Origin of the sequence: Bartonella capreoli, assembly GCF_902813205.1 — a bacterium.
Taxonomy (GTDB): Bacteria; Pseudomonadota; Alphaproteobacteria; order Rhizobiales; family Rhizobiaceae; genus Bartonella; species Bartonella schoenbuchensis.
On sequence record NZ_CADDZX010000001.1, the window covers coordinates 132,282 to 145,586 of the forward strand.

Sequence of the window (13,305 nt, forward strand, 5' to 3'; positions counted from 1 at the left end):
CACAGTTATAAAGTTGTTATAGTTTTTATATTTTTTATGATGATTATATTGATACACAACAATTTTAGATTTCACTCAGTTGAAAGAACAGGGGCATGAATCATACAGATATCGCTAGACGCGTTTATAACCACACATGGAAACTTGACCCCATTATTCGCTCGCTTCTCGATACGGATTTTTATAAGCTTCTTATGGTACAAATGATTTGGGGACTTTACCCAAATGTTCATGTCACCTTCTCACTTATAAACCGCAGTAAAACAATTTGTCTTACCAATGATATTGATGAAGGTGAGCTACGTGCTCAGCTTGATCATGCCCTCAGTTTACGCTTTACCAAAAAAGAAATAATCTGGCTTGCTGGTAATACATTTTATGGACGCAAACAAATTTTTAAACCGGATTTTCTTAATTGGCTTGAAAAATTTCAACTACCCGAATACGAATTAACCCACAAAGACGGTCAATATATTCTACGTTTCCATGGTCCATGGGCTTACAGCTCTATGTGGGAAATTCCTGCCCTTTCTATTATCAGTGAATTACGTTCACGCGCTGCAATGAAAAACCTTGGTCGTTTTGCACTCGATGTCCTTTATGCTCGTGCTAAAGCAAAAATGTGGAGCAAAATTGAACGCCTGAAACAATTGCCTGATCTTAACATCGCTGACTTTGGCACTAGACGTCGCCATTCTTTTTTATGGCAACGTTGGTGTGTCGAAGCATTAAAAGAAGGAATTGGCAATTCTTTGGCGGGATCTTCCAATATCCTTCTAGCAATGGATACAGACTTAGAAGCTCTTGGAACAAATGCGCATGAATTACCTATGGTTATCGCAGCCCTTGCTAATAATGACAACGATTTGCGCCAAGCATCTTACCAAGTTCTGCAAAATTGGAACCGTTATTATGGCGGAAATCTTTTGATTGTTTTGCCTGATACTTTTGGAACAGAAGCATTTTTACGCAATGCACCAGATTGGGTAGCAGACTGGACAGGGTTTAGAATTGACAGTGCTCTACCTATTGAAGGAGGTGAACGCATTATAAAATGGTGGCAAGAAAAAGGAAAAAATCCACGAGAAAAATTATTGATTTTTTCCGATGCACTAGATGTAGATACAATTGAAAAAACCTATCATCACTTTCATGGTAAAGTACGCATGAGTTTTGGGTGGGGAACCAACCTCACTAATGATTTTGAAAATTGTGCACCCCAAAACATCATAAATCTTGAAGCTGCTTCCCTTGTTTGCAAAGCCACTCATGCTAATGGCCGACCAACTGTAAAACTTTCAGATAATCCTGAAAAAGCAATTGGAGATCCACAAGAAATACAACGTTATTTGAATTTTTTCAATCTTGAACTATCCACTATCAAACCCATCAAAATTTAATCATTAACTGATTAGATAAAAAAGAAACAAACTATGAAATAAATCATTGTCCAACCCAAATAGCGATATTATTTCTATTTCTCTTAACAAGCCAAAATAATATCATTACATGAATGACCTCTTATTGCTTGTTAAAATGATTTGATCAGCACCTAAAAGCATTCACGCACAATTCTATTGATGATAAATTTTTCACGAGGCGTACTCCATCTAGCGAACATGCCTGTACTACTTTAGAAAATGACAGCTGATGTGTATATTGATATCAACAGATGAAAACTTTATCTTAAAGGTCTTTAATCAGAAAATTTTCTGCAAACAGTCTCAATAAAACAAGAAAAATGTAAGACAGATTCAATTAATAAAATTTTTTATTTTGATAATGATGATGACGTAGATGAGGATGGGCGTGTCACAATATAAATAGCGATCATCAACAAAAGAATTGCAGCTGATAAAGCAAACCATAAAGCAGGGTGTACAATTATTAAAAATGATAAAAAACCACCGATGATACTTACCACAGCAAAAATTTTAACAAAAGGTGAGATGATTCTCTTTTCTTCCCATTGCTTAATGGGAAGACCAAAAATTCGATGATTATGCAACCAATAATGAAACCGTGGTGATGAACGGGCAAAACACCATGAAGCAACTAATAAAAAAGGTACGGTTGGCATAATAGGTAAAACCACACCGATCAGACCTAATACAATCATCACCCAACCCAATATAGAATAGAAAACCCGTAAAGGGCGAGATATTTTAAAATCTTTTTCTATCATTTATTGCTGTTTCTTCTCTCATTCAAATATCATAATGTAAAATTTTGTCTTCTATATATAAGCATATAATTTTGCTGAACGCTCTCCATCAACAAGCATATTTCAATAATGATCATTGCCTAAAATGTAGGACAGTTTATGCAATATGATGATCATTTAAAAGTTTTCAAGAAATGAAAATAAGTTTTTAGGACATTTAAAAATAAAAAGGCTGCACGATAAATCAATGCAGCCTCTTAATTACGAATGCAGTGTTGGGAGGAGAAAATACTGCATCCATCGGCTAGACATTAGGAGGAAAATAACCTAGCACCCCCCCATTTAATAAAAAGAAAAATTTAAAACAACATACAAAAATGCATGGCTGCTATGCAAAGATCTATCATACTTGCGTTTCCCGAGTTGTAGCCTGTTGAACAAAAATCCATATAAAAACAGCGGTAAAAATTAGTGTCAAAATCAACACAATTGTAGAAGCAGAATCAGAACCAACAAATAAGCTTAGATAAATTCCTAAAAAACTAGAAAAAACAGCAACCAATACAGCAATCAAAAGCATAGAGAAAAACCGCTTAGTAATAAGGTAAGCAATTGCTCCTGGTGCAATCAGCAAAGAAATAACTAAAATAATCCCAACTGCTTTCAAAGCCGCAACAATCGTGAGAGAAATCATTGTTAACAGAGCATAATGGAGCACTGATATCTGTAATCCTATTGCACGCCCTTGAATCGAATCAAAAATATACAGCATAAAATCACGCCATTTTGTTCCCAAAATTAAAGTGACGATAATAGAAATTATTGCTGTCTGCGTAATATCAAGCCAATTAATGCCCAAAAGATTACCGAATAAGATGTGATTTAAATCCAAATTACTATAAATCGCCGTTGCTAGAACAAGCCCCAAACCAAACATAGACGAAAAAACAACCCCCATGACCGTATCTTGTTTTATACGGCTATTGCTCCCTAAAAAACCTGTCATGATGGCACAAATCATACCAGCAATGAAAGCACCAAAAACAATTAAAATCATCGTAACATTGGCTGGATATAAATGATGAAACCAAGAAAATGGCAAAGAGGCTAAAAGTGTTATCACCCACGGTGTTGTCATATAACCAATAACTACACCAGGAAAAACTGCGTGAGAAATCGCATCTCCTAAAAGCGCCCACCCTTTTAAAATAAGGAAACAAGAAAGCATAGCCATTGGAATGGAAAGAATAACGGTAATAGTCATACCCTTAACCATAAAAGAAAGCTGAAAAGGGAGCAGTAATTGATCTATCATGTTGTTATCACATTTTTTTTGCCATTCTCACGCGCAAACGGGCAGCGAGAAAACCGTATTTTGGAGAAAAAATAAAAGTTATAATAAACAGAAACGCCTGGAAAAGCACAACAACACCACCGGTATGCGCATTTAAAAAATAACTTACATAAACACCCAATACACTCGTAAATGTTCCAATCACTACTGCAATTATCAAAAGGTTCACAAAGCGATCACTTAAAAGATAAGCCGTAGCCCCTGGTGTTACCACAAGACAAATAACCAAAAAAGCTCCTACTGTTTGCATGGCAGCAACAGTGCAAGCGGCAAGCAGCGTAAAGAAGAGAATTTTCAATAGCTTTACATTCAATCCAAGAGCACGTGCATGACTTTCATCAAATAAAGAAACTAATAAATCTTTCCACTTCGCACATAATATCAACAAAGAGAAAACACTAATACAAACTAACTGCATAATATCTGATGAACTAATTGCCAAAACATTTCCAAGAACAATCGTATCAATGTTAACAGCCATTGGTTTTAATGACTTGAGAAACAATCCAAGAGCAAAAAAGGAAGAAAAAGTTAAACCAATAATCGTATCTTCTTTCAGTTTTGTTCGATGGTTAAGAAATAACATCGCAGCAGCAGCAGCCCCACCAGAGAAAAAAGCCCCAAGCGAAAAAGGCAATCCTAAAAGATAAGCCCCAGCAACCCCAGGCACAATCGAATGAGAAAGTGCATCACCAATTAACGACCAGCCCTTTAACATTAGAAAAGCCGAAAGAAACGCACAAACACACCCAACCAACCCCGAAACCCACATTGCATTGACCATATATTGATAGTTGAATGGCTCAAGTAACCAAGACATCATGAAACGTGCTTCCGCTCTTGATCGTAGTCAAAAAATAAAGGCTCTTCACCATCTGCAAAAATATTATTTTTTTTTCCACCTTGGAAATCAATATTATGGCGGTGTAACGTACCATCAAAAGTTCGTTCAAGATTTTTCTGCGTGAAAACCATTTGTGTCAATCCAGAAGCTAAAACAGTTCCTTTTATTAAAATTGTACGATCACAAAATTCAAAAACAGAACTTAAATTGTGGGTAGAAACTAATATTATCGCACCTTCTTTACGCAGATCTTGCAATAAAGCAATAATTTTATCTTCCGTTTTAATATCAACTCCCGTAAATGGTTCATCTAACAAAATAGCTTTTGCCTCCTGTGCTAAAGCACGCGCTAGAAAGACACGTTTTTTCTGTCCACCAGAAAGTTCCCCAATTTGGCGTTTAGCAAACGCCAACATATCAACACGCTCTAAAGCAGAACGAACAGCCTCGCGATCTTGCGCACGCGCATAGCGAAAAAAATTCATATGGCCGTACCGCCCCATCAATACAACATCTTCAACAAGAACAGGAAAATCCCAATCAACATCTTCACTCTGAGGTACATAAGCAATAAGATTTTGTTTTAAAGCCTTCTTAACCGGCAAACCTAAAATGCGAATTTTTCCCTTTGAAGGCTGCACAAACCCCATAATGGCTTTAAATAACGTTGACTTTCCTGATCCATTAACCCCGACCAATGCTGCAATCGAACCAATTGGATTTTCAAAACTTACTTCACGCAAAGCCATATGCCCATTGCGATAAACCACCGTTACATCTTGAACAGATATTCCAGATTCAATCATTGACCTTTCACCCCATAAGATAACCCATGGGCAATACGCGCGCTCGTAACACGTAACAAATCAATATAGGTCGGAACCTCCCCGCTTTTTTCACTGAGTGAGTCAACATAAAGAACACCGCCATATCGAGCACCTGTTTCTCTTGCAACTTGTTTTGCAGGTGCATCAGAAATGGTGCTTTCAGAAAAAATGACTTGAATATGGTACTTGCGAACCATATCAATAACATGCTTAACTTGCTGTGGTGTTCCCTGTTGATCAGCATTTATTGGCCATAAATAAAGCTCTTTTAGACCAAAATCACGAGCCAAATAACTAAACGCACCTTCACTGGTCACAAGCCAACGCTTATCTTCTGGCAATGCTTCCAATTCAGCTTTGATTGGATCAAGACTTAAACGAATCTTCTGCTTATAGATTTCAGCATTTTCTTTATAAATGTTAGCATGCTCAGGATCATACTTTACAAAGGCATCACGAATATTATCAATGTAAATTAAAGCCAAAGTCGGTGACATCCACGCGTGAGGATTCGGTTTACCGCTAAAAGGCCCCTCGCCAATTGCGATGGGTACAACACCTTGTGAAACAACAACACTTGGAACATCTTTAATATTTTGAAAAAATTTTTCAAACCAAAGCTCTAATTCTAACCCATTCCACAATATAAGATTGGCGCCTTGCGCACGCATAAGATCGCGCGGTGTGGGCTGATATTCGTGAATTTCAGCACCTGGTTTAGTAATGGATTCAACATCAGCAACATCACCTGCTACATTACGTGCCATATCAGCAATAATAGTGAACGTTGTAACAGCTTTAAATTTGTTAGCGCTCAAAGCTAAGTTAGGAATTAAAAAGATTAAACCTAAAAAAAATGTAGTAAAAAACGTTTTTACTTTCATCGATCTACTTCCTATTGCAAATGATTTGCATTATCAATTAGCAGTTAATTTTTACCTTTGCAACGAGAAATTATCCAAAATAACGGTTTTTTTCTGTTATTTTCAGTTATTTAAAAAATTTTTTTACACCGAAAACTGTTTATAATTTCAATTAATAGTCTACTGATATTGAAAATCAATTTCGAAAAATTCCCTGGCCCTTTAATTTAAGGCCCATATTTGCCACTCTAGTACTCAACAAAAAAATACCCAAAAGGCTCTTATGTATAAAATAATTCATACAAAAGAATAGTAACCAACTGTGAAAAACATAAAACTCAGCAACGCAAACATGCACCTGTGGCTTTAGTAACATTTTCCACGACTTTCAAAGCAAGTTCTTCAAGATCTTCATCTGTTAAGGTTCGTTCAATAGGTTGAATAGCAACTTCAATCGCCACAGACTTTTTATCCTCACCAAGACTTGGATCTTCAAAAAGATCAAAAATCTGTACTGAATGAATAAGTTTTTTATCTGCCCCACGTGCAGCATTAACAATTAAAGAAGATGCTATTGCTTTGTCAACCACAAATGCAAAATCGCGTCGTACCATTTGAAAAGGTAACAACTTTAAAGGAGAACGAATTTTTGTTGCCTTTTTCTTTGGTTCCGGAATTTGGTCAAGAAAAACTTCAAAACCGCATAAAGGACCACTAACATCTAATTTTTCTAATGTATCAGGATGAAAAACACCAAAGAAACCAAGAATAATCTTCGGTCCAAGCTTAATGACACCTGAACGACCAGGATGATACCAATCAGGTGTTTCAGTTCCAATTTGTACTTTGCTAATATCTACACCACACGCCTCCAAAATAGCCAATGCATCTGCTTTGGCATCAAAAACATCAACTGTTTTTACATTTCCGCTCCAAAAACGCCCAGACCCTTCAAATTTTTCTGTACCACGACGAATACCACCAGCAACACACTGTTGTTCATCAGGTGCATCGCCCTTATAAATACTTGAAACTTCAAACAAAGCAAAATCTGGAAAACCACGATCAACATTTCTCTGTGCAACAATAAGCAAACCAGGCAAAAGAGAAGGGCGCATCACTGACATATCAGTTGCAATAGGATTTACCAATTTAAGCTGCGCTTGACCTCCTCCAAAAGTCAGTGCCTGATTTTCAGAAATAAATGACCAAGATACAGCTTCCACCATGCCTCTACACGCTAAAGCCCGGCGAGCAACACGTGAGACAATTTGCGAGAACGTTAAAATTTTATTATTTCCCCCAGTAAAATCTTTCAATGGTATAGGTTCAATTTTATCCAGCCCATAAATTCGTATCACTTCTTCTACTAAATCAGCTTTACCCACAACATCAAAGCGCCATGTTGGCACTTCGACCGTAACCACATCTCCTTCTCCTTTAATGCCAAATCCAAGCTGTTTTAAAATAGCAATGGCTTTTCCGCGTTCTATTTCTAAATTAGTCAAACGTTTAATTTCAGAAAATGGAAAGCTGATCTGTTTAACTTCTGGCTTCTGGTAGCCAACAACTTGCGCTTTTGATACCTCACCACCACAAAGATTCAGCACCAACTGTGTGGCAATCTCAAGCCCCGATTCCATAAAAGCAGGATCAACACCCCGTTCAAACCGATAACGCGCATCACTAATAAGGCCTAATGTGCGACCGGTCTGTGCAATGCTGCGTGAATCCCAAAGAGCTGATTCAATAATGACACGACGTGTCATTTCATCACAACTTGTCCTGACACCACCCATAATGCCAGCAATAGCAACAACCCCTTCTTCATCTGCAATGACACAATCCTTGGTACTTAAGTTATAGGTTTTACCATTCAGAGCTTGCAGCTGTTCACCTTCACAACCACAACGTACTCTTAAAGCCCCTTTAACTTTATCGGCATCAAAAACATGAAGTGGACGACCAAGATCAAAACTTATATAGTTTGTTATATCAACCAGCGCATTAATCGGTCTCAAACCGATTGCATTCAAACGTCGTTGCATCCATTGTGGTGATGCACTATTTTGCACATTGCGTACTTCACGCCAAGAAAAGCCTAAACATAGTGATGTACTTTGAAAAAAATCCAAAGTGACTTGAACTGATGTTTCAAAAGAGGTCTCAAACTGCGGTATCGATAATTCTTTCAATCGCCCAATTCCAGCTGCAGCTAAATCACGAGCAATCCCATAAACACCTGTGCAATCAGAACGATTAGGCGTCAGCCCAACATCAATTACAGGATCATTCAAACCTGCATAATCTGCATATGGCACTCCAAGAGGAGCATCCTCTGGCAATTCAATAATCCCATCATGCTCATCTAATAATTTAAGTTCTGCTGATGAACACATCATACCAAAACTATCAACACCGCGGATTTTCCCCACAGATAATGTCACATCAAGCCCCGGCACATAGGTGCCTGGCAATGCAAGAACACTAACAAGCCCAGCACGTGCATTTGATGCCCCACACACAACCTGCACAGGTGTACTGGACCCTGTATCTACTGACAAAATTTGTAATTTATCCGCATCAGGATGTTTTACAGCTGTTAAAACCTTTGCATTCACAAAACCTGCTAAAGAAGCATAATCTTCAACATGATCAACCTCAAGACCAATAGCTGTCAATTTATTACAAATTTCATCTAAAGATGCATCTGTTTCTAAGTGATCCTTCAACCAAGACAATGTAAATTTCATCTTAAAACCTCACATGAAAACCACGACAAAATTATACATTGCTCAAGCCAGTAAAAAGGGCAGGCACATCAAAGCAACGAAAACCATAATGATTCAACCAACGTAGATCAGTTTCAAAAAAAGCCCGCAAATCAGGCATGCCATATTTTAACATAGCCATACGATCAATCCCCATACCCCACGCAAATCCTTGATATTCATCCGGATCAAAACCAGCATTCTTTAACACATGAGGATGCACCATACCACACCCTAAAATCTCCAACCAATCACGACCTTCTCCAAACCTCACTTCTGAACCGGAACGATTACATTGAATGTCTACTTCCATAGATGGCTCAGTAAAAGGAAAAAAAGATGGACGAAAACGCATCTTTACCGAAGATACTTCGAAAAAAGCCTTACAAAAAGTTTCATGAAGCCACATCATATGTGCAATAGTGGAAGTTTTATCAACCACCAACCCTTCTACCTGATGAAACATCGGTGAATGCGTTGCATCAGAATCCATACGGTAAGTTTTTCCAGGAATAATGATGCGTATCGGTGTTTGTTGCTTTTCCATTACACGAATTTGTACTGGTGATGTGTGCGTGCGCAACAATTTTCGATTCCCCGCTTCATCCTCATCAAAAAAGAAGGTATCGTGCATTTCACGCGCTGGATGATCTTCAGGAAAATTCAATGCAGTAAAATTATAATAATCCGTTTCAATATCTGGCCCCTGCGCAATAGAAAAACCCATATTCGCATAAATAGCTATGATTTCATCAATCACTTGCGAAATAGGATGGATACGACCACGCTCTATAGGCGAAGAACGAACAGGCAAAGTTACATCAATTGTTTCCTTAGAGAGACGTAGAGCTGTTGCATGACGTTTGAGAACATCGCGCTTTTGCGCCCACAATTCTAAAATACGATTTTTTAATCCATTAAGTATCGGTCCGACTTTATGGCGCTCATCGGGATTCATCTTTCCTAATGCTTTTAATCTTTCAGAAATGCTACCTTTTTTGCCCAATGCCGCAATACGTACCGCTTCAAGTGCCTGTTCATCATTGGCTGCTTCTAAAGCTGAACAAATTTCTTGTTCTAGACGTTCAATATCATTCATATTTCTGCCTATTTTACATTAAAAAAACCGCACCAGTAATAACCAGAGCGGAATCTTGAATAAATAAATGCTTTAAGAAAACGCAAACTGGCTTACTTGACAGCACCTTCAAAAGCATTAGGCGTTGTGTCTTTTAAATATTCTAAAGCCTTCTTTGCAGAAACCACTAAAGCAGTAAATGCTGTGGGCTCATAAATAGCTATATCAGACAGAACCTTACGATCAATCTCAATACCGGCCTTTGACAGTCCGTCAATAAAACGCCCATAAGTTAAACCTTCTACACGAACAGCTGCATTGATCCGCTGAATCCACAAAGAGCGGAAAGTACGCTTGCGGTTTTTACGATCACGATAAGCATATTGCTTTGAACGATCAACCGCTGCTTTAGCTGCACGAATGGTATTTTTACGCCGACCACGAAAACCTTCAGCTTCTTTAAGAATTTTTTTGTGTTTAGCGTGAGCTGTAACACCTCTTTTTACACGTGCCATATGACAATCTCCTATGAATCAAAAGTGCAAGGCTTAAAGGCCATTGGGTAAATAATACTGAGTGATTTTTTTAGCATCTGATTCAGCTAGAATCATTGTTCCACGTGCATCACGAATGAACTTATTTGAACGTTTAATCATACCGTGACGTTTGCCTGCTGCTGCTGCTTTCACCCGACCTAGTGCAGTAATCTTGAACCGTTTCTTAGCAGATGATTTGGTCTTCATTTTGGGCATTTTGCTACTCCATATGTTTAAATTTGATCAAATTGATCAAAACTTGAATAAGCCATTTGAACAGCCACGGCATGCCCTGCCGGGCGGTTCCAACCATGTTTTCATAAGCCAGTATACATAAAATAGCAAGGCCGTATTAAAAAAAAACAGGAGCTCCATTCCCTTTAACTTCAACCAAGGGTGCTGGAATGGCATTTGTTTTGATTGCTGCTTTGCAAAGATCAGCAATGATGCACTGTGTACAAAGTGCTTTACGCGCCTTGCAAATGTAACGCCCATGTAAAATAAGCCAATGATGAGCATAATGCATATAACAAGCTGGTATAATTTTCACTAACTTCTCCTCAACCACCTCTGGTGTTTTACCTGGTGCTAAACCAAGGCGGTTTCCAAGGCGCAAAATATGCGTATCTACAGCTAGAGTAGGTTGACCAAAAGCAACATTCAAAACAACATTAGCCGTTTTGCGCCCTACACCAGGTAGCGCCATAAGTGCTTCGCGACTATCAGGCACTTGGCCATTGTATTGATCAATTAAAAGGCAACAAAGTGCATAAATATTTCGGGCCTTTGCACGCCAAAGACCAATGGTTCGGATATAAGATGCGATCCCATCTTCTCCCAACGCAACCATTTTTTCCGGTCTATCTGCAAGGGGAAATAACTCTTGTGTAACCTTATTAACACCAACATCTGTAGCCTGAGCTGAAAGAATAACCGCAACCAAAAGAGTAAAAGCATTCGTATACACAAGATCGCTTTTGGGAGTAGGGCGTTGAATAGAAAAACGGCGAAAAATTTCTACAATTTCACCTTTTCTATATAATGTTCCGACGACTTTTTGCATTTTTCTCAATTGCCTTGTCTTTTCAGCCATCAACCTTCTTTCTCATTTTCTTTGGAAGTTATTGCTCATACTTGGCCCTCATAAAAGAAATATGAAAAATGCTTTTTAAAGATTTGTCAATTAATCACTTTAAAGAGTAACTATTACAATGACACATATTTTATTCTTTTCTTTTTAAATTTGAAAAAGGAATAAAACGTCACAATATATTAATATAACTAATAAAGCTTACGCTAATTATAAATAGTGCGTATTTTTCATAAAAATAATGAGGAGAGCTATACGTGTAAACTCTAGCTGTTATCGCACAAAATTTAATATGCTTAAGCTTCCTCTAGAAGAGAATCAACTGGCTATTCACAATGAGCAAACAGTTAAAACCATTAATATTTCTATCATGGTATAACTTTGCATAAGTTCCAATACGCTTTTCTTCTCACTAAAGATATGTATAGCATGAGTACTAAGTTGAAAAATAATCTTTTATCAATTATTCTTTATTTATTAAATGCAATAGATCTAATTTAAGTCAGCAGCGAAAGTAACAAAAGTCAATGCATAAAGGACCAATGAAATGAGTGAGCATAAACAAATCTTGTCATTACAAGACACAGCATCTTCTAATGAAGGACAAATTGCTTATTTAAAAAAAGTTTGTACAGACGATCTAGCTAAAAATTTTCCAGATCTTCCGCCAATGACTCCAGGAATTACAGTATGGGCTCTCTTTGGTGAAACGGGCCACCCAATTATTTTATCCGATGAGCGCTCTATCGCTCTTGCAGGTGCCAATGAACATGAGTTACAAATTGTCACATTGCACTAAATTATTTTAAGAAAAATTATGAAATCATCTAATCTATGAACTTAAGTGTTGTAGCTATTTTACAGTCTTAATTCTTGTCATAAAAGCTATCGCAGAAAATTAGCTTTTTTAAAAATGAGCCTATTTTGTGATAATTATTGTTGAAGATATAACTGCACTTCCCCGACTAATATGAGCTTTAAAACTTAAAAAGTTTCAACTAATCAGAATAAAACCTGACCTAAAGAAATAGAAATAATCAATCATTTTCTCGTATATCACTCACAATAAACGTGAATTTTCACAAGATATTGAATGACTTTTTGATTCGGCTATTTGCACAATCTTTCTAGCGCCATCCACACATTCTTAATTGCTGATTATAACGTCTTGCCATTTTATCCATACGTTGTGCAGCTTCTGTAATCGCTGGAGTAGAACGGCCTCTATTGCGAGCATAAGCATCATGCCCCATATAATAATTTAAATAAAGATTATATGCATCATTGGGGTTAACACCATTGCGTCTAACACTTTGACGATGATACCAAGCAACAAAATCAGCAGAATCAGCAAAATTAGTTCGTCGTGCAGAAGATCTTCCTGTAGAGCGGATATAGACTGCCCACGTATTATCAAGCGCTTGAGCATAACCGTAAGCCGTTGAACGACGCTTCCACGGAATAAAACCAAGAAGTTTTTTACGTTTAGGACGTGCATTATGACGAAAGCCCGATTCTGTATTAATCGTTGCAAGAATAATAGATGCAGGAATTCCATGACGCATTTCGGCATTTCTAGAAGCTTTTTTCCAATTATCAAAAAAGCCATTCTTTTGAGCTAAAATAGCACAAGCATTATTTGTATATGTGGGAGGCTTTGTTGCGCAACTGCCTAAAAAAAATACAAATGTCCCCAATAATAAAAGGCGCCGCATCACCTTGTGTTCCCTTATAAAAAGATAAAACGTGATATAAATACTCCCAAATTCTTACCAAAT

General features: G+C 37.5%; 13 protein-coding genes. 2 read left to right on the top strand and 11 right to left on the bottom strand.

Features of this window, described 5'->3' with window-relative positions; all coding sequences use genetic code 11:
- The first annotated feature begins 95 nt into the window (after window positions 1-95).
- Window positions 96-1,400, top strand: a complete 1,305-nt coding sequence (pncB, locus tag J7R05_RS00540; protein WP_208540743.1) for a nicotinate phosphoribosyltransferase — start codon at window positions 96-98, stop codon at window positions 1,398-1,400.
- A 371-nt stretch (window positions 1,401-1,771) separates the two neighbouring features.
- Here the strand turns inward: pncB and J7R05_RS00545 are convergent, their stop codons facing one another.
- The 10 genes from J7R05_RS00545 to nth all read right to left on the bottom strand — a co-directional run bounded on the left by J7R05_RS00545 (window position 1,772) and on the right by nth (window position 11,530).
- Complete coding sequence (locus tag J7R05_RS00545; RefSeq protein ID WP_208540973.1) at window positions 1,772-2,182, bottom strand: YbaN family protein; 411 nt, start codon at window positions 2,180-2,182, stop codon at window positions 1,772-1,774.
- A gap of 385 nt (window positions 2,183-2,567) precedes the next feature.
- The gene (locus J7R05_RS00550; protein ID WP_208540744.1) at window positions 2,568-3,479 is read right to left on the bottom strand and encodes a metal ABC transporter permease; all 912 of its coding nucleotides are present in this window, start codon (window positions 3,477-3,479) and stop codon (window positions 2,568-2,570) included.
- Between the two features lie 7 nt (window positions 3,480-3,486).
- A complete protein-coding gene (locus tag J7R05_RS00555) occupies window positions 3,487-4,341 on the bottom strand; it encodes a metal ABC transporter permease (protein WP_281388186.1) in 855 nt (284 codons plus the stop codon).
- The gene (locus tag J7R05_RS00560) at window positions 4,338-5,168 is read right to left on the bottom strand and encodes a manganese/iron ABC transporter ATP-binding protein (protein ID WP_208540745.1); all 831 of its coding nucleotides are present in this window, start codon (window positions 5,166-5,168) and stop codon (window positions 4,338-4,340) included. Before J7R05_RS00560 ends, J7R05_RS00555 begins: the two co-directional genes overlap by 4 nt.
- Window positions 5,165-6,073, bottom strand: a complete 909-nt coding sequence (locus J7R05_RS00565) for a metal ABC transporter substrate-binding protein (protein ID WP_208540746.1) — start codon at window positions 6,071-6,073, stop codon at window positions 5,165-5,167. The genes J7R05_RS00560 and J7R05_RS00565 overlap by 4 nt, the downstream gene beginning before the upstream one ends.
- Window positions 6,074-6,390: 317 nt before the next feature.
- On the bottom strand, window positions 6,391-8,805 hold the full coding sequence (gene pheT / locus J7R05_RS00570; RefSeq protein WP_208540747.1) for a phenylalanine--tRNA ligase subunit beta: 2,415 nt from the start codon (window positions 8,803-8,805) through the stop codon (window positions 6,391-6,393).
- Between the two features lie 31 nt (window positions 8,806-8,836).
- Window positions 8,837-9,922, bottom strand: a complete 1,086-nt coding sequence (gene pheS, locus J7R05_RS00575; protein ID WP_208540748.1) for a phenylalanine--tRNA ligase subunit alpha — start codon at window positions 9,920-9,922, stop codon at window positions 8,837-8,839.
- Between the two features lie 92 nt (window positions 9,923-10,014).
- Complete coding sequence (gene rplT / locus J7R05_RS00580; protein WP_208540749.1) at window positions 10,015-10,416, bottom strand: 50S ribosomal protein L20; 402 nt, start codon at window positions 10,414-10,416, stop codon at window positions 10,015-10,017.
- A 33-nt stretch (window positions 10,417-10,449) separates the two neighbouring features.
- Window positions 10,450-10,653, bottom strand: coding sequence for a 50S ribosomal protein L35 (gene rpmI, locus J7R05_RS00585; protein ID WP_010700643.1), 204 nt, complete (start codon window positions 10,651-10,653; stop codon window positions 10,450-10,452).
- 136 nt (window positions 10,654-10,789) lie between these two features.
- Entirely contained in the window at window positions 10,790-11,530 is a 741-nt protein-coding gene (nth, locus tag J7R05_RS00590) for an endonuclease III (RefSeq protein ID WP_208540750.1), read from the bottom strand.
- A 544-nt stretch (window positions 11,531-12,074) separates the two neighbouring features.
- Between nth and J7R05_RS00595 the strand changes: the two genes are divergently transcribed.
- Window positions 12,075-12,326: a BQ00720 family protein gene (locus J7R05_RS00595; protein WP_007476185.1), complete on the top strand. Its 252-nt coding sequence runs from the start codon at window positions 12,075-12,077 to the stop codon at window positions 12,324-12,326.
- A gap of 328 nt (window positions 12,327-12,654) precedes the next feature.
- Here the strand turns inward: J7R05_RS00595 and J7R05_RS00600 are convergent, their stop codons facing one another.
- Entirely contained in the window at window positions 12,655-13,242 is a 588-nt protein-coding gene (locus tag J7R05_RS00600; protein ID WP_208540975.1) for a transglycosylase SLT domain-containing protein, read from the bottom strand.
- Window positions 13,243-13,305: the final 63 nt, after the last annotated feature.

Coding starts and splice junctions, on each gene's coding strand:
- pncB (WP_208540743.1), top strand. CDS start 96: ATGAATCATACAGATATCGCTAGACGCGTTTATAACCACACATGGAAA.
- J7R05_RS00550 (WP_208540744.1), bottom strand. CDS start 3,479: ATGATAGATCAATTACTGCTCCCTTTTCAGCTTTCTTTTATGGTTAAG.
- J7R05_RS00555 (WP_281388186.1), bottom strand. CDS start 4,341: ATGATGTCTTGGTTACTTGAGCCATTCAACTATCAATATATGGTCAAT.
- J7R05_RS00560 (WP_208540745.1), bottom strand. CDS start 5,168: ATGATTGAATCTGGAATATCTGTTCAAGATGTAACGGTGGTTTATCGC.
- J7R05_RS00565 (WP_208540746.1), bottom strand. CDS start 6,073: ATGAAAGTAAAAACGTTTTTTACTACATTTTTTTTAGGTTTAATCTTT.
- pheT (WP_208540747.1), bottom strand. CDS start 8,805: ATGAAATTTACATTGTCTTGGTTGAAGGATCACTTAGAAACAGATGCA.
- pheS (WP_208540748.1), bottom strand. CDS start 9,922: ATGAATGATATTGAACGTCTAGAACAAGAAATTTGTTCAGCTTTAGAA.
- rplT (WP_208540749.1), bottom strand. CDS start 10,416: ATGGCACGTGTAAAAAGAGGTGTTACAGCTCACGCTAAACACAAAAAA.
- rpmI (WP_010700643.1), bottom strand. CDS start 10,653: ATGCCCAAAATGAAGACCAAATCATCTGCTAAGAAACGGTTCAAGATT.
- nth (WP_208540750.1), bottom strand. CDS start 11,530: ATGGCTGAAAAGACAAGGCAATTGAGAAAAATGCAAAAAGTCGTCGGA.
- J7R05_RS00595 (WP_007476185.1), top strand. CDS start 12,075: ATGAGTGAGCATAAACAAATCTTGTCATTACAAGACACAGCATCTTCT.
- J7R05_RS00600 (WP_208540975.1), bottom strand. CDS start 13,242: ATGCGGCGCCTTTTATTATTGGGGACATTTGTATTTTTTTTAGGCAGT.